At 67.5% G+C, this 15,421-nt stretch carries 17 protein-coding genes and 1 pseudogene; 6 read left to right on the forward strand and 12 right to left on the reverse strand.

Translation table 11 applies throughout. The features are described 5' to 3' along the window. Positions 1 to 724: 724 nt before the first annotated feature. Genes B079_RS0107640 through B079_RS0107660 form a run of 5 tightly spaced genes read left to right on the forward strand, consistent with a single transcriptional unit; the run spans position 725 to position 5,034 of the window. Positions 725 to 1,795, forward strand: a complete 1,071-nt coding sequence (locus B079_RS0107640; RefSeq protein ID WP_078495875.1) for a PhoH family protein — start codon at positions 725 to 727, stop codon at positions 1,793 to 1,795. Positions 1,796 to 1,807: 12 nt separating this feature from the next. Then, positions 1,808 to 2,305, forward strand: a complete 498-nt coding sequence (gene ybeY, locus B079_RS0107645) for an rRNA maturation RNase YbeY (protein WP_018545189.1) — start codon at positions 1,808 to 1,810, stop codon at positions 2,303 to 2,305. Positions 2,306 to 2,315: 10 nt separating this feature from the next. Continuing rightward, positions 2,316 to 3,614, forward strand: a complete 1,299-nt coding sequence (locus B079_RS0107650; protein WP_018545190.1) for a hemolysin family protein — start codon at positions 2,316 to 2,318, stop codon at positions 3,612 to 3,614. Then, positions 3,611 to 3,970 carry an MmcQ/YjbR family DNA-binding protein gene (locus B079_RS0107655; RefSeq protein ID WP_018545191.1) on the forward strand — a complete coding sequence of 120 codons (360 nt, stop codon included), beginning with the start codon at positions 3,611 to 3,613 and terminating at the stop codon, positions 3,968 to 3,970. The genes B079_RS0107650 and B079_RS0107655 overlap by 4 nt, the downstream gene beginning before the upstream one ends. Positions 3,971 to 4,014: 44 nt before the next feature. Then, complete coding sequence (locus tag B079_RS0107660) at positions 4,015 to 5,034, forward strand: S66 family peptidase (protein ID WP_018545192.1); 1,020 nt, start codon at positions 4,015 to 4,017, stop codon at positions 5,032 to 5,034. Between the two features lie 4 nt (positions 5,035 to 5,038). Here B079_RS0107660 and B079_RS0107665 read toward each other — a convergent pair whose 3' ends face one another. Continuing rightward, positions 5,039 to 6,469, reverse strand: a complete 1,431-nt coding sequence (locus B079_RS0107665; protein WP_018545193.1) for an MFS transporter — start codon at positions 6,467 to 6,469, stop codon at positions 5,039 to 5,041. A gap of 46 nt (positions 6,470 to 6,515) precedes the next feature. On the opposite strand from B079_RS0107665, the pseudogene B079_RS35755 reads away from it, so the two are divergent. Beyond that, a pseudogene (locus B079_RS35755) lies at positions 6,516 to 6,761 on the forward strand (XRE family transcriptional regulator); the annotation flags it as partial. A gap of 277 nt (positions 6,762 to 7,038) precedes the next feature. Here the strand turns inward: B079_RS35755 and B079_RS0107675 are convergent. The 11 genes from B079_RS0107675 to B079_RS31510 all read right to left on the reverse strand — a co-directional run bounded on the left by B079_RS0107675 (position 7,039) and on the right by B079_RS31510 (position 15,371). Further along, on the reverse strand, positions 7,039 to 7,266 hold the full coding sequence (locus B079_RS0107675; protein WP_018545195.1) for a hypothetical protein: 228 nt from the start codon (positions 7,264 to 7,266) through the stop codon (positions 7,039 to 7,041). Beyond that, positions 7,263 to 7,628: a hypothetical protein gene (locus B079_RS0107680; protein ID WP_026248455.1), complete on the reverse strand. Its 366-nt coding sequence runs from the start codon at positions 7,626 to 7,628 to the stop codon at positions 7,263 to 7,265. The genes B079_RS0107675 and B079_RS0107680 overlap by 4 nt, the downstream gene beginning before the upstream one ends. An 87-nt stretch (positions 7,629 to 7,715) precedes the next feature. Next, positions 7,716 to 8,549, reverse strand: coding sequence for a helix-turn-helix domain-containing protein (locus B079_RS0107685; protein WP_026248456.1), 834 nt, complete (start codon positions 8,547 to 8,549; stop codon positions 7,716 to 7,718). Continuing rightward, on the reverse strand, positions 8,539 to 9,060 hold the full coding sequence (locus tag B079_RS0107690; RefSeq protein WP_018545198.1) for a DUF6879 family protein: 522 nt from the start codon (positions 9,058 to 9,060) through the stop codon (positions 8,539 to 8,541). Before B079_RS0107690 ends, B079_RS0107685 begins: the two co-directional genes overlap by 11 nt. Beyond that, positions 9,044 to 9,253, reverse strand: coding sequence for a hypothetical protein (locus tag B079_RS33735; RefSeq protein WP_078495876.1), 210 nt, complete (start codon positions 9,251 to 9,253; stop codon positions 9,044 to 9,046). Before B079_RS33735 ends, B079_RS0107690 begins: the two co-directional genes overlap by 17 nt. 377 nt (positions 9,254 to 9,630) lie before the next feature. Continuing rightward, positions 9,631 to 9,915 carry a hypothetical protein gene (locus B079_RS0107700; protein ID WP_018545200.1) on the reverse strand — a complete coding sequence of 95 codons (285 nt, stop codon included), beginning with the start codon at positions 9,913 to 9,915 and terminating at the stop codon, positions 9,631 to 9,633. 746 nt (positions 9,916 to 10,661) lie between these two features. Further along, a complete protein-coding gene (locus tag B079_RS35145; RefSeq protein WP_018545201.1) occupies positions 10,662 to 10,838 on the reverse strand; it encodes a hypothetical protein in 177 nt (58 codons plus the stop codon). A gap of 15 nt (positions 10,839 to 10,853) precedes the next feature. Beyond that, entirely contained in the window at positions 10,854 to 12,026 is a 1,173-nt protein-coding gene (locus tag B079_RS0107710) for a phage major capsid protein (protein ID WP_158684951.1), read from the reverse strand. A 117-nt stretch (positions 12,027 to 12,143) separates the two neighbouring features. Further along, on the reverse strand, positions 12,144 to 12,644 hold the full coding sequence (locus B079_RS31500; protein WP_018545203.1) for a hypothetical protein: 501 nt from the start codon (positions 12,642 to 12,644) through the stop codon (positions 12,144 to 12,146). Between the two features lie 78 nt (positions 12,645 to 12,722). Beyond that, on the reverse strand, positions 12,723 to 13,133 hold the full coding sequence (locus tag B079_RS31505; RefSeq protein WP_018545204.1) for a hypothetical protein: 411 nt from the start codon (positions 13,131 to 13,133) through the stop codon (positions 12,723 to 12,725). Between the two features lie 651 nt (positions 13,134 to 13,784). Then, complete coding sequence (locus tag B079_RS31510; RefSeq protein ID WP_078495877.1) at positions 13,785 to 15,371, reverse strand: recombinase family protein; 1,587 nt, start codon at positions 15,369 to 15,371, stop codon at positions 13,785 to 13,787. Positions 15,372 to 15,421 lie beyond the last annotated feature (50 nt).

Genomic DNA, 15,421 nt, shown 5'->3' on the forward strand with positions numbered 1-15,421 from the left:
GGGACCACAGGCGGCCTGCGCCGCGCAGCCACCCCCGCAGTCCATCGGTCACCCGACCTGCGGGGCACCCGAGCCCGCGCAGCGGGAACGCTCCCCGGCCGGAGCCCTACCCGCACCCCCGGGACCGTGCGGCCGACGCAATTCCCCCGCACGGACACCACCGGGCGGGCGTCGGCCGCAGCGCCGCCCCGCGCAGCGGCCCTCCGCCAGGACCCACCTGGCATCTCATCGCCGCAAGTCATCCCCCGGCCCCGCCGCAGCGGAAGCGGGCCCCTGTGGCTGGATCCGTACCGACAGGCTCCGCCATGCGGCACGCGCCCCCACGCCCCGCGCAGCGGACCCCCCGCGAGGACGATCCCCGCATCCCATCGACCACCCAGCCCCCTCCGCGCCCCGCGTAGCCGCCCCCGCCCCGCGCAGCGGACCCGCCTCCGCGAGGGCAGTCACCGTCCCAGCCCCGCGCAGCGGACCCGCGCCCGCGCAACGTAGCCCCGCCAGGACAAACCCCGTATCCCGTCGATTACCCCCAGCCGCTCCCGCCCCGCGCAGCGGACCGCTTCCCCGCGAGGGGAAACCCCGTCCCAGCCCCGCGCAGCGGACCCGGACCCGTCCGGAGGAAAAGCGCTGCCGTCTTGTCGGGGCCCCGTCGTACTCTGGGTGGTGCGAGGCCGCTCTTCGGGTGCGGCCGTGATGAGGAGGAATCGCAGGCCCTGAGCGCCGGCCCATGACTCAGACACCCACAGCTCAGACTTCCGCGCAGCGGGCGCGAGCACAGATCAGCATTCCCGCCCAGCACCCCATGGTGACCGTGCTGGGGTCCGGAGACTCCCTGCTGCGCGTGATCGAGAGGGCCTTCCCGGCGGCCGACATCCATGTCCGGGGCAATGAGATCAGCGCGACGGGCGACTCGGCGGAAGTGGCCCTCATCCAGCGCGTGTTCGACGAGATGATGCTCGTGCTCCGCACCGGGCAGCCGATGACGGAGGACGCAGTGGAACGCTCGATCGCCATGCTCAAGGCGAGCGACAACGGGACGAGCGACGGCCCGGAGACCCCGGCCGAGGTGCTGACGCAGAACATCCTGTCCTCGCGGGGCCGCACCATCCGCCCCAAGACGCTCAACCAGAAGCGCTACGTGGACGCGATCGACCAGCACACGATCGTCTTCGGCATCGGCCCCGCCGGCACCGGCAAGACCTACCTGGCCATGGCCAAGGCGGTCCAGGCGCTCCAGTCCAAGCAGGTCAACCGGATCATCCTCACCCGCCCCGCGGTGGAGGCCGGAGAACGCCTCGGCTTCCTCCCCGGCACGCTCTACGAGAAGATCGACCCCTACCTGCGCCCCCTCTACGACGCCCTGCACGACATGCTCGACCCGGACTCCATCCCGAGGCTGATGGCGGCGGGGACCATCGAGGTCGCCCCGCTGGCGTACATGCGCGGCCGGACCCTCAACGACGCCTTCATCATTCTCGACGAGGCCCAGAACACCAGCCCCGAGCAGATGAAGATGTTCCTCACCCGCCTCGGCTTCGACTCGAAGATCGTCATCACCGGTGACGTCACCCAGGTCGACCTGCCCAATGGCACCAAGTCCGGCCTCAGGCAGGTGCAGGAGATCCTGGAGGGCGTCGAGGACGTCCACTTCTCCCGGCTGTCGTCGCAGGATGTCGTCCGGCACAAGCTCGTGGGCCGTATCGTCGACGCGTACGAGCAGTACGACAGCACGCACGGCACCGAGAACGGCGCCCGCAAGGGACACAGCCGCGGCCAGGCCGGACACAAGGGGAAGTAGACCAGCACGACCATGTCGATCGACGTCAACAACGAGTCCGGCACCGAGGTGGACGAGCAGGCGATCCTCGACATCGCCCGCTACGCACTCGCACGGATGCGCATCCACCCCCTCTCCGAACTGTCGGTGATCGTCGTGGACGCCGACGCCATGGAGCAGCTGCACATCCAGTGGATGGACCTGCCGGGGCCGACGGATGTCATGTCCTTCCCGATGGACGAGCTGCGTCCGCCGGGCAAGGAGGACGAGGAGCCCCCGCAGGGCCTCCTCGGCGACATCGTGCTCTGCCCCGAGGTCGCCACCAAGCAGGGCGCCGACGCGCCCACCCAGCACTCCATGGACGAGGAGCTGCAGCTGCTCACCGTCCACGGCGTGCTGCACCTCCTCGGCTACGACCACGAGGAGCCCGACGAGAAGGCCGAGATGTTCGGGCTCCAGGCCGCCATCGTCGACGGCTGGCGGGCCGAGCGCGGGATGACCGGGCCGTCCCCGGCCCCGACCGTCTCGTAGGCGGGGACGCATGAGTCCGCAGATCGTGATCGGCGCGATCGCGCTGATCGTCGTGGCCTGGCTCGCCGCCTGCGCGGAGGCGGGCCTCGCCCGGGTCTCCAGCTTCCGCGCCGAGGAGGCCGTCAAGTCGGGCCGGAAGGGCAGCGCCAAGCTCGCCCAGGTCGCCGCCGACCCCACCCGCTATCTGAACGTCGCCCTGCTGGTCCGCGTCGCCTGTGAGATGGCCGCCGCGTCGCTCGTGACGTACGCCTGCCTGCGGGAGTTCCCGGACACCTGGGAAGCCCTGCTGATCGCCATCGCCGTGATGGTGCTCGTGTCGTACGTCGCCGTCGGCGTCTCCCCGCGCACCATCGGCCGCCAGCACCCGCTGAACACGGCCACGGTCGCGGCGTACGTCCTGCTGCCGCTCGCCCGGATCATGGGCCCGATCCCCTCGCTGCTGATCCTCATCGGCAACGCGCTCACCCCCGGCAAGGGCTTCCGGCGCGGCCCGTTCGCCTCCGAGGCGGAGCTGCGCGCGATGGTCGACCTCGCCGAGCAGCAGTCGCTGATCGAGGACGACGAGCGCCGCATGGTGCACTCCGTCTTCGAGCTGGGCGACACCCTGGTGCGCGAGGTGATGGTCCCGCGCACCGACCTGATCGTCATCGAGCGGTACAAGACCATCCGCCAGGCCCTCACCCTCGCCCTGCGCTCCGGGTTCTCCCGCATCCCGGTCACCGGCGAGAGCGAGGACGACATCGTCGGGATCGTGTATCTCAAGGACCTGGTCCGCAAGACGCACATCAACCGCGACGCCGAGAACGACCTGGTCTCCACCGCGATGCGCCCCGCCGTCTTCGTGCCCGACACCAAGAACGCGGGCGACCTGCTGCGCGAGATGCAGAAGGACCGCAACCACGTCGCCGTCGTCATCGACGAGTACGGCGGCACGGCCGGGATCGTCACCATCGAGGACATCCTGGAGGAGATCGTCGGCGAGATCACCGACGAGTACGACCGCGAACTGCCGCCCGTGGAGGAGCTGGGCGACGGCCGCTACCGGGTCACCGCCCGCCTGGACATCACCGACCTCGGCGAGCTGTACGGCCTGGAGGAGTACGACGACGAGGACGTGGAGACCGTCGGCGGCCTGCTCGCCAAGGCGCTCGGCCGCGTCCCCATCGCGGGCGCCTCGGCCGAGGTCGAACTCCCCGACGAGCGGCGCCTGAAGCTCACCGCGGAGGCGGCGGCCGGACGCCGGAACAAGATCGTGACGGTACTGGTCGAGCCCGCCGGAAACCGGGCCCGGGAGGAGAAACCCGAGTGACACCCCAGGAGTTGCGCGCTCTGTGCCTGTCCTTCAACGCGGTCGTGGAGGACTTCCCGTTCAACCCGGAGACCTCGGTCTTCAAGGTCCTGGGCAAGATGTTCGCCCTCACGAACCTGGGTGCGCGACCCCTGACGGTCAACCTCAAGTGCGACCCGGAGGACGCGATCCGGCTCCGCACCGAGCACGAGAACCTGATCGTCCCCGGCTGGCACATGAACAAACGCCACTGGAACACCGTCACGGCGGACGGCGCCCTCCCGGACACCCTGCTCCGCGAACTGGTCGAGGATTCCTACGACTTGGTCGTGGCGGGCCTGCCACGGGCGGAACGGCTGCGGCTCGACCGCCCCTGAGAAAACCCTGAGGGCGCCGGTGACCCCGTGTCAGAATGCGCCGCATGACTGTGCGATACCCGCGCCCGCTGCGCCCCGGTGACCGCATCGGCGTCACATCGCCCTCCAGCGGCGTTCCCGACGCCCTGCTCGGCCGCCTGGACGTGGCGGTGGGCGACCTCAAGGCACGCGGGTACGAGGTGACCGTCGGCCGGTGCATGGACGGCTCGGGCCATCTCAGCGCCCCGGCCGCCGAGCGCGCCGCGGAACTCACCGCGATGCTCACCGACCCCGAGATCCGGGCCGTGGTGCCCCCGTGGGGCGGCGAGACCGGCATCAACCTGCTCCCGCTGCTCGACTTCGCGGAGCTGGGCCGCGCCGAGCCGACCTGGGTCGTCGGCTTCTCCGACCTCTCCACCCTGCTCGCCCCGCTGACCCTGCGCTCCGGCATCGCCACCCTGCACGGCAACAACCTCATGGACACCCCCTACCGGACGCCCGAGGGCCTGCTGTCCTGGCTGGACATCGCCGAGGCCCCGCAGGGCGAACCGCTCACACAGACCCCGCCCGGCCGGTACCGCTCCGGCGGCTGGGACGACTACGCCGGGCACCCCGAGGTCCGCGAGCTGCGGCTGGACGCCGAGGGCGGCTGGACGCGGCTGGACGGCACCGGGGACGTGGACGTGACCGGGCGGCTGATCGGCGGCTGCGTCGAGACGCTGGCCGACCTCGCCGGGACGCCGTACCTCGATACCACCGCCCTCGCGCCCGGCGAGCCGCTGCTCGTCTACGTCGAGGCCGCCGAGGGCAACGCCTTCGCCGTCTGCCGCGCCCTGCACGGCATGCGGCTCGCCGGGTTCTTCGACCGGGCCGCCGCGGTCCTGGTCGGCCGCACCGGCGCCCCCGGCAACCGCACCCTCACCCAGCACGAGGCGGTGCTCGACGCGCTCGGCCCGCTGGGGGTGCCGCTCGTCGCCGACGTCGAGTGCGGGCATGTCCCGCCGTATCTGCCGCTGGTGAACGGCGCGCGCGGTCGCGTGGTGCACACGGCCGCGCGCAGCGCGATCATCCAGACCCTGGACTGACGGTTCAGGCGCCGGTTCGCGCGGGGCGCAGGCCCACGGCGACCAGGGCTGCCGCGCCGAGCACGATCGCCGCGTCCAGGGCGAGGACCGTGTGGACGCCGGTGAGCAGGTCGGGCGCGGCGGTGGCGAGGGCGCCGAGCAGCGGGATGCCGATCGTGACGCCGACCTGCTGGGTGGAGGTCACCAGGCCGGTGGCCAGGCCCTGTTCGGTGTCGGGGACGCCCGAGGTGACGGTGAGGCCGTACGAGACGATCGCGCCCAGGTGGCATACGCTCGCCAGGGACACGGCGGCGGTGGCGAGCCAGGCCGACCAGGAGCCGGTGTCCAGCAGGAGCAGGGTGGCCACCAGCGCGCCCTGGCCGGTCAGCGAGACGACCAGGGTGCGAGGTGCGCCGAGACGGCCGATCACCTTGGGCGCGAGGGTGCCCGCGGCGACCGACAGGATGCCCTGGACGCCGAAGACGAGCCCGGTCTCGAACGCGGACAGGCCCAGGATCTCCTGGAGGTACAGGGTCAGGACGAAGATGACCGCGGACATCATCGAGAAGGTGATCAGACCGCCCAGGTTGCCCCACGCCACCGTGCGGCGGCGCAGCATCGGCAGGGAGACCAGGGGCGCGGGCGTACGGGACTCGATCACGGTGAACCCGGTCAGCAGGGCGAGCCCCGCGACCAGGCTCACGAGCACGTCGGCGTGGCCGAAGCCGCGGGCGGCGGCGCTGGAGAGGGCGTAGATCAGGGACAGCAGGCCGCCGGTGACGGTGACCGCGCCGGGCACGTCCAGGCGCCGGTGCGCGGCGGTGCGGGACTCCGGCAGCAGGGCCGGGGCCAGCGGGAGCACGAGCAGCGTGGCGATCGTGAGCAGGGCCATCGTGGAGCGCCAGCCGAGCGTGTCGGTGAGGACGCCGCCCGCGATCATGCCGGTGGTGAAGCCGAGGGACAGTACGGCGCCCGAGACGGCGAGCGCGCGGTCGCGGGCCGGGCCCTCCGCGAAGGTGGTCGTCAGCAGGGACATGCCGGTCGGCACGATGGCCGCCGCGCCGAGTCCCTGGAGCGCGCGGGCCGCGAGGAAGACCTCGGGGTTCCAGGCCAGCGTCGCCAGCAGCGAGGCCGCGCCGAACAGGCCGAGCCCGCCGAGGAACAGCTTGCGGCGGCCGTAGAGGTCGCCGACGCGGCCGAACAGCAGCAGGAAGCCGCCCGACGGCAGCGCGAAGGCGGTGACCGCCCACTGGAGTGCCGTACGGCTCATGCCGAGGTCGTCGCCGAGCCGGGGCAGGGCCACGTTCAGGACGGAGAAGTCCAGGGCGACCATGAACTGGGCGGCGCACAGGACGAAGAGGACGAGCTTGTCGCGGGGGGAGAGGCGTACGGGGCGTGCGGGGGCCGGGAGTTGGCCTGCGGGATGGTTCGGTTCGGTGGTCGTGTCGATCGCCATGGCACGAGCTTGCGGGCGCGGGAAGAAACGCGGGGAGTCGGAACTTATGGTGGTGGTGGCACCACCAGACACGGCGACGGCGGGGGAGCGGCACGTGGCGCCTGCGGGCACGGCGAGAAGTGAACGGCGCACCGAGCTGCGGGAGTTCCTGATGAGCAGGCGCGCCCGGGTGAGCCCCCAGGAGGCGGGGCTCCCGGCGGCCGGGGTGCGGCGCCGTACGCCCGGGCTGCGGCGCGAGGAGGTGGCCGTGCTCGCGGGTGTGGGCGTGTCCTGGTACCAGTGGCTCGAAAGGTACACCCCTTGGGATACGTGCCGGGTGGCGTTCGCCTGAGCGGCAAAGAGCCCCGCCGCACACCACGGGGGTGATGCACGACGGGGCCGTTGGCTACGCCCTCACCGCACGGGTTTCTGGGTGCGGCACCCCAGCTAAGGGGCGGACCGGGGCGAGTGCCTGAGCACGTCAGCTCAGACGGAGTACGTCCTACTCCTGCACAGGGCTTGTCCGGTCGGGAACGTCGCCGTCCGATCCGCTGGACTCTCTTGCTCGCCGTCGTCCAACGGACCGGGGTCTACTCGTGACGAGTCACGCGGGCATGGTCGGTGTACTCGCGCCGGAACAAGTCGTGCCCAGTCCTGCCCGTGTGCCGAAGGGCCCAGTCCTGGGCATCGTCCGGGACGCCCTGGGGCCCGGAGTCCTCACCGCATTCCGCTGTCATGCAGAAGAGTTGAGCGGTGATCCCGCCGTCCGGCACGTGCGTGATGGTGTGGTCCACGAAGCGCATGACGGTGCGGGTCATCCGAACGCCTCAGCGGGCAGCTCCGGGCCTTCGTCGCCGCCGTCCTGGTCGTCCTCAGCACCGCCGACACCCAGACGGTCACCACGGCTCCCAGCGACCCGCAAGGCGTCACCCAAGCACTCCGCCAACTGCCTTGCCAGGTAACGCATTTCTGGTTCTGTGGCGCGGGGGTTGGACAGGAGTTCGTGAGCGTGGAGAAGTACCTTTCCCCCGATGCTGAGCTGTGCGGCCTCCATGTCATCCGCGAGACGGCTGAGCACGCCCCCGGCGTCGTCGCTCTGGAGCAAGCATTCCTTGCCATCCTTCGTTTTCCACGGCAATACGCGAACCACGTTCCGTGTGCTGCTTTCCCGCTTGCTCACGTCTTTCCCTCCGCCCTCTCCGTGTTGCACTCAAGGTAGAGGGAGGCGCGAGGAGGGCCGCACAATATTTCCGTGGTCGGGTAAAGATCATGAACGGAACGACTCGGCCCACTCCGTCAGTCGCTCTCGGAACCGTTCGCCAAACAATGCATACCCCTCATACACAGAGAACTCCTTGAGGTATGCGGACACGTCTCGATGATCGCGAAAAACCATCGCCCCTGTGGAAGTCTCGACCGTGGCAGTTCGCGCGTCATAGACGGTGAAGGTATTCAGCGGACACACGGGCATGTGGCCACTCAGCGGAATAACGCCGACTCGCACATTCGGTAGGAGGCTTACAGAGATCAGCCGATCGAGCTGCATAGCCATGGCCGCTCCATGTACGTACGGCCACCTAACCGCTTGCTCAGTCAAAATGAACGTGAAGCGCTTTGAGGCGTCATAGAGGACAGCCTGCCGCTCCAGCTTCTTCGCAATAGCTTTGCTGTGATCCCCGGGGACGCTGGCGAGACTGGCTCTCACATACTCAGGGGTTGCCAATAGCCCCGTCACCATGGACAGGAGAAAGTACCGGAACTCCGTTGAGGACTTCTCAAACCCGGCTAGCTCGTTCTGCTTCTTCTCCAGGCCAGTACGGCGCTGAGACCAGACATCCTGCCATTCGGTGTTGGCAACCCGCGCAAGCGCCGTGACCTGCGCGACAAGTTCAGGCGGCGCGTCCAGGGCCCTCAGGATCAGCTCTACGTCCACAAGGCTGGGCGTAAGTTTCCCGCCCTCAATATTGCTCACCTTTGTCTGTGAGAGATTACAGCGCTGAGCGAGCCGGGTCTGAGTGATCCCGGCCCGCTTGCGGAGCCCCTTGAGTGTTTCGGCTAGGTCGGCCTTGGATTGACCCAGCTCCTCCGGGTTAAGCGTCAAGGCCCTTCACGTACTCCTCGAAGGGCACCGATTCGGCCAGCGCAATGCGCTGATACTCGACGTAAGGTTCTACGTCGCCCTCATAGATCTCTCGGCTGATCTGTGTTCCGTCAGCCTCGTAGTGCATGAGTACGACCTGCGACCTGTCGAACATCCAGAAGTCTTGAACCTCAGCCAGCGGATTAGGCCGATCGGTCACGTCCATGATGCGAATATCTTCACCCGCCCATGCGTGCGGCAGGTAATACATGAACTCGTACCGGAGGTATTCGGAGAGCGGACGCGTGACGATATGCACACGCCCCTTACTCCGTCCCTCGCTGCGGACCCTCTTGAGGTCTTCCGTGTAGTCGTTGGAATGAGTGTGCGGGTCGATGCGTTCCCCAGCCCTGAACCGCTGTATCTCGTCGGCTTCCTGGGGGACGTTGTAGGCGGGCAGCGTTTCGAGCCTCCATGCCTCCGAGCGAAAGTCACGGAATTTTGCCTGCCAAGCCTCACCATCCAAGAGCACGGAAAGCCTCCTTCAAAACTGCTTCGGGAATCTCAACCAGGGCTTCACCGGTCGGGGGCGTAAAAGCGTCGGACAAGTCGCCCTGAACGATGATGGAGCCGTTGGCCGTTCGGTAGAGGTTGGGGCAGTCGTTCTGATTGCACTCCGGGTCATTCACGTTGCCGGTCAAGCGGGTGAGTTCCTCGCGTGCCATGCCGAACCCCCTTGTTGTGGCCCCGGTTGGGGCTGGTGAGTACGACGGTACGAGGGGCAGGCGGGGGCGTCTATGCGGCAACGCCAATATTCGCGTTGTCGGGTAAGGATCTTGAACGGTGGCGTTCGCTGGCCGGAACCCCCGGAACGACAGAAGCCCACGACGACCACCTAGCGCGGGCAGCCATCGGGGGCAGGGTCAGAAGTGGCACGGGCAGACCATGCAGGCGAAGAGGTCCGTGGGCAGTGGGGCACGACCCAGCTCCGCAGCGAAGAGCCCCGCGAACGGCACCCACAGGGGATGTGTCGGCGGGTCGGTCGTGTCGCCCAACCGACAGGCGAGCGAGGCCAGTTCAGGGCTCACGGGGTGCTGAAGGGTCACGTGGTGTGCTCCGCGTCGTAGTCGTCCAGGGCCTGCCGGGCAAGGCGCTGCATCTGTTCGAGCGGGCTTTCCGCGCCGCTGGACTCCGTACCGGTTTCAAGGTCGCGCATCGCGGAGTGCAGCGCGGAGAAGTACCTCAGCGCCGGATGAGCGATGGGGAGCCCGCTGGCACCGATGACCATGAAGCCGTCAGCGGCCACCTGGCGGATCAGGGAGTCCCAGAGCGCCCGTACGTCGTCCAGTCGTTCCGGGGCGCTCTCGGGGGCGCTCAGGGCCGTCACGGTGGCAAGCCTGCCGTTCTGTGCCGTTGCCTTGCGGGCGCGTGACGCGGCGACTCGACAGGCGGCGGAGCAGTAGCGCTGTCTCGCGTCGGCGTTCTTACCGAACGGCTTTCCGCACGGCTTGTGTTGGCAGGTGGTGACCTTCAAGAGATTTCCTCCTTTCGGGGAAGACGAACAACGGTGAAGGGCGTGTTCGTTACGGACGCGTTTTCCGAGCTGGGACCGGGATCGCCAGCGGCATTGATCGGGAACTTTCAAACCGCATAGGCCCCCAGCCGGCTGCGACCCATCGGGAAATTCGGGAACTCGACGCCTTCACGCGTTCGTGTCGCTCGCAATGCACCGCTTGCATTCGATGACCCAACAATCCGAGCGCTCATCTCTCCGCGCGTCTGCGGGCAATCGTTCCTTGAGTCGGTAGCCGATTCGCTGACACATGCGGCAGCGCACGGGAACGCGTGGCCTGTTGTCTCCGCTGGGCAGTGCACGGCCATCGGGTCGCATCCATGCCGGACGCATCCACGAAGGCCAGTCACTCAACTCCTCAGCGGTGCCCGGAATCTCACGCACCTTGAATGCGATCAGCGTGCGGCCATCGCTGAGCTTGTGGGCACCCGCCCTCTTGCGCGCCCACCCCTTCGCAGTGAGGTACCCCCCTATGTCGTCGGGGCACTGAACGCACATACCCGCCCCCAGGGGCACGCGGTCAATGCGCACCCCTGAGAGCAGTTCAACGAACATGAGGATTAGGCCAGTTCGGCAAGCTCAGCCGAGAGAAGCCACTGAGCCTCGCTCTGCGGAACGTCGTACGTCTCGCCGTTCTGGAGCACGTGAGACGGAATGCCGTTCGTGGTCGGGCCGTAGCTCATGTAACCGGTCATGCGAAGGGTCACGGTCGGCTCATCGGTGTTGAAGAAAGACATGGTGGAGAACTCCTCTTAGGCGGTGACGGTGATCTTGCAGACGGCAGCAGCGTTCGGAACAGCGATAGCGGCACGGGCGATAGCGCGCACGGCGGTACCGTCCTTCAGGAACCCGAACTGGTCCGAAACCTGAAAGCCCGCGTCCTTGCGCCACACGGCAAAGATCTGGTCCGCCTCATAGGCGAGAACATCCGTGCCAGGCATGAACGAAGAGATCCACACCGGAACGCCCAGGATTGCGCGCTGAATTCCAGCAGTAGGCGAACCGGCCGACTCGCTCAGAAGCGGCTTCAGCGACCCGGAAGCCTCCCGAAGCGCCATAAGACCCGCCCATGTGGTCGGGTGCATAACCACGGCCGTCGCCTTCGAGTTGACCGCTTCGAGCTTCCCGAATGCGGCAACGAAGGCATCAAGGTCCTTGAACCCGCCCGTCACCGCGTGCGTCTGGATTCCCGGCGTGTTCGCGATTCCCACGAACCCCTTGTTGGCTCCCGTGCCAATCAGCGCCTCACGGTCGAAGCCCAGAGAGACCGACCGCATAAGCGACTTGGCTACCGGGTCCATAAATGCCGAACCACCGTCCTCCACAAGCTCATTGGCGAGCATGTCAGCGGCGGCAATCTTCTTCGGCGTCACCTTCAGCGGCTCAGCACCGAAACCACCAGTCGGCAGGTCGTCCAGCTCACCCACGAAACCGGCCGCGAAGTCCGAACGGATCACCGGGAACGAGTAGGTCTCAGCGTTCGTCTGCACCCGGTTCACGCCGGACGCCATGACGACCGACTGAGGGGCGAGAAGGTCAACGAACTTCTTCGCCATCTCTTCCGGGCTGAACGCCTTACCCGTGCCCGTCGTGGTGATGCCACGGGAGATCTCCACGGAGCGCTTCAGAAGCTCCCCAGGAATCACCCCAGCGCCCGCAGAGCGCACCGCAGGGAAACCGCGATTAACGCCCATCTGCTGTAGCGGTGAGTTCACCCGCATCGCCTCCTCTTCAGCGGCAGACGCGATGATGTGCCGCTTGGCCATCCCGTCATGCTCCGCGATCTGCTCCAAGAGCCCGTTCTCTTCCTTCCGCTCAGCGGCAGAAAGGGACCGCTTGCCAATGCGCTCCGAGAACGCCTTGAGCTTGTTTGAGGCCACCTCCCGCTTCTCCATCGCGACCCGCGAAATCTCGGCATGACTCAACGAACCCACCCCTTGTGTGATGGCAGCAAAAAGGCCGGAACCGTGAATGGAAAGGTCCGGCCGGCTGCGGGTTAGCGGGGAAATCGGAAACGTCCCCTCACCTGTATTAGTAAATGTCTACGCGGCGCGGTTCTTCGCCGCCCACTCGCGCTTTCGCTGCCGGGTCCGCTCCGCCTTGCATTCTTCCGAGCACATCAGCGGCCAACGGCGCTTCTGCCCCTCCGGGCGCTTCTCCTCATACGTCGCCCCGCACACCTGGCATTCGCCCGTGAACACCTTCACGCCGTCCACCACGCGGATAGTGCCGCCCTTCGTCACCCAGGACATGGGCCGGGCCTCACGACGACGGATGATCTGACGAGAGCGAAGCACGTCATTACGAAGCTCGGGCGGGAATTCCCACAGAGGCCGGAACGGATCGGCTATCAGCCGGTAACCGCCACGGGCGAAACCGGCGCGCACGTCCATCGGGCCGTTCTCGCCCCGCATGTAGCGGGCGGTGTCCCACTGCATCCAGGCCCGGACAAGAGCCGGGTTGATGTGCTCCGTCAGCTCATCGGGCGTACCGGCGAGAGCGTCAATCTCGTTCTCTGTAACGCCAGTTGGGTTGTAGTACACGGGGAACCTCTCTGTGGCAGGGCATGAAAAGACCCCGGTTCAAATAAAGCCGGGGCGGCGACTCATGTGAGTCGGTGATCAGGCGGCCTTGCGCTTGCGGTAGTCGGCGGTCTTGCAGCGGTTCGAGCAGAAGCGGCGCGGACGGCCACGCCCCGACCACCCGGCAGGCTCACCGCAGTGCGCACAGACGGCTTCCTCGCGCTCCACGGCGGCGATCGCTTCCGCCTCTTCCAAGTCGTCCTGTGCGTCCTGGCAGTGACGTTCGGCTTCGTCTTCGTAGTCGCAGAACTTCTTGAGCGGGTGGGTTACCTCGAACGGTTCGCCGCACAGCGGGCACGGCTTCCATTCACGCGGCTTGCGGGGCTTTCTGCTGTCTCGGAACACGGCCTGTCGGCAAGCGGGAGAGCAGTAGCGCTCTTGCCGTCCGGTCAGCGGTTCCCCGCAGTGCTGGCATTCGTCGGTGTGGTTCTCGCTGTCGTAGTAGCCCACGCGGGCAGACCTCCGTGACGTAAGTCGGAGAGACGAAACGGATGACGTAGTAACGGTTATTGCTTTGCTTGTGAGTTCTTAGGGGGTAGATGAATTACTGTTATGCGTCATAGAAATAAGTAACAGTCCAACTAAGATTCCCCTCTCTCCCGCTGTCGGGCAGCCCTGTAGGCGGCGCGATCCCGGCAGCGCTTCGAGCAGTACCGGGCCGGTCGCCCTACGCCGCTGTACTCGACGCTGAGCCCGCATTCCGGCCCTGCGCACGGCTCACCCGCCCGCAGCTCCTCAGCGGCCCGCAGCGCCTCCGCTATGAGCGCGTGGAGTTTCACAGTTCGTTCGTCGGCTCCGCCCACTTGCTCCCATGCGGCGGCTTCCGCTGCTCGCAGCTTCGCGAGTAGGGCGGCGAATTTCGGCGTATCCATGAGTTCCCTTCGGTGAAATCCGGCGTAAGTCGAGAAAGGGAACGGCGAATCACGGAGTAACCCCGGAACTGTGCGGGGGAGTTCTGCCGTGATTCGCCGGTCTCGAAGCGGTTCTAGTCGGTCGATTGCCTGCCCGTGCTGACCCTGGAGCGCAAGGGTTGCCTACGGGTACGAGAGAGCCCCGCCGGTCACTGAGGACCAACGGGGCCGTACGGGGCGCTGCGCGGGCCTATGCGGCCGTCTCGTACTCCGCGTCACCCTCGCTCGCGACGGGCTCCCAGTCGATGACCACGCGCCCGCCAGGATGCCCGGCAGGGTGAACGGTGACCTTGCAGCGCTGATCGGTCAGCATCGAACGCCGCTGGTCCTCCGTGGCCTGGTCCCACGCCTCCCAGAGCAACACGTCCGTCAGCGTCCATGTCTCGGTGACTTCCGGGTCGTGCTCGGTGCTCAGACGGGTGTGTGTGGTCTTGAGGTCCGACACCAGGGCGCGGAGGTCTGCCGCGTCGTCGGCGTCCATCAGGAGAAGGTTCGCGTTCCCGCGCCGGATCTTGGCGTCCAGGTCGGCAAGCTCCCCGCTGTGGTCGATGCCGCCGGAGTAGGTGACTTCGTACAGCGGGGTGTCTCCGTGCTGCTTGCGGAAGTCCTCAAAGACCAGCGGCTCTATCAGGTGCGCCATGATCGAACCGTGCCCGCACGAGCCCTTGTAGAGCGGCTTCTTGCGGCTGGACTGCCCGCCGTTCCACTTCGCGCCGCACGCGCAGACCACCATGCCCGCAAGCCACGGCGCATCCATCCGTTCGGCCCGCTCCCCGGCCTCAAGCTCCTTCAGCCGGTCCCGGACGCGCTTGGCCGTCGCGGCGTCGATGACCTCCGGGCCGAATTGCACCGGGGTCACGCCGTCGGCTTCGGTGACAAGCTCCCCGTTGTGCTCGCGCCACCCGCGCAGCATCACGCCGCGAAGGAGCTTGCGCCACTGCTGACGCCCGATGGGCAGCGCCCGCGCGGTCCCGGCCAGCGTCGCCCCCTTGCCGCCCTCAAGGAGCTTGGCTATCTGCTCGCGAACGAGGGCGAATGCGTCCGCGTCTTCGGCCAAGTACGCCTTGCCGTCGCGGCGTTCGACCTTGTACGGGAACGGGGCCTTGCCGGAGATCCAGCGGCCTTGAGTCCGGCGCTCTTCGTGGGCGGCTTCGCTGCGGTCGGTGATGATGCCCAGTTCCCATTCCGCCACGGCCGCGATGATCGTTGCGATCAGCCGCCCCGTTCCCGACTTGTCGGCGGAGTCCAAGAGGCTGTCTGAGGTGACCAGCCGTACGCCGTTCTCGTCGGCCCAGTCCAAGAGCTTCTGAAACTCCCGGACGGAGCGCGCGAACCGGTCCAGCTTCCACGCGATGACCACGGCGGGACGGTCCGCCATGATCCGGACCATGCCCTTCTTCCGGGCCTCAAGAGCAGAGCCGCCCGATACGCCGTCGTCCACGTACGCGTTCGCCACGGCGGCGGCAATGGTCTCCTCATCGAAGCCCAGCGCCTCAGCCTTCAGACGGCAGGCGCGAATCTGAACGTCCAGCGACGACGACTCATCGGACGAGCGGGACAGACGGAGGCTGAACGCAAGCTCAGCACGGGCGGCAACGGTGGCATGGGTGTTCACGCTCCCCTGAGAGCGGGTGGATTTCCTGATCACGACGGGCGGCGCCTCCCCGGCACGAGACATGAGCGCCCCGGCAAGGGCGAAGGTCCTGTCTCTCTCCTTCAAGGGAGTCGGTTGCCTGGCGTCGCTGACCAGCGGAGATGCGGCGGTGTTCGGCTTCATGCGGACGCTAGAGCGCAAGGGTTTCTCCAGGGACCTGCCCCGGACACTTC

The organism is Streptomyces sp. LaPpAH-108 (genome assembly GCF_000373625.1).
GTDB lineage: Bacteria > Actinomycetota > Actinomycetes > Streptomycetales > Streptomycetaceae > Streptomyces.

Coding starts and splice junctions, on each gene's coding strand:
- B079_RS33735 (WP_078495876.1), bottom strand. CDS start 9,253: ATGGCACGCGAGGAACTCACCCGCTTGACCGGCAACGTGAATGACCCG.
- B079_RS0107660 (WP_018545192.1), top strand. CDS start 4,015: ATGACTGTGCGATACCCGCGCCCGCTGCGCCCCGGTGACCGCATCGGC.
- B079_RS0107640 (WP_078495875.1), top strand. CDS start 725: ATGACTCAGACACCCACAGCTCAGACTTCCGCGCAGCGGGCGCGAGCA.
- B079_RS0107650 (WP_018545190.1), top strand. CDS start 2,316: ATGAGTCCGCAGATCGTGATCGGCGCGATCGCGCTGATCGTCGTGGCC.
- B079_RS31510 (WP_078495877.1), bottom strand. CDS start 15,371: ATGAAGCCGAACACCGCCGCATCTCCGCTGGTCAGCGACGCCAGGCAA.
- ybeY (WP_018545189.1), top strand. CDS start 1,808: ATGTCGATCGACGTCAACAACGAGTCCGGCACCGAGGTGGACGAGCAG.
- B079_RS0107665 (WP_018545193.1), bottom strand. CDS start 6,469: ATGGCGATCGACACGACCACCGAACCGAACCATCCCGCAGGCCAACTC.
- B079_RS0107675 (WP_018545195.1), bottom strand. CDS start 7,266: ATGACCCGCACCGTCATGCGCTTCGTGGACCACACCATCACGCACGTG.
- B079_RS35145 (WP_018545201.1), bottom strand. CDS start 10,838: ATGTCTTTCTTCAACACCGATGAGCCGACCGTGACCCTTCGCATGACC.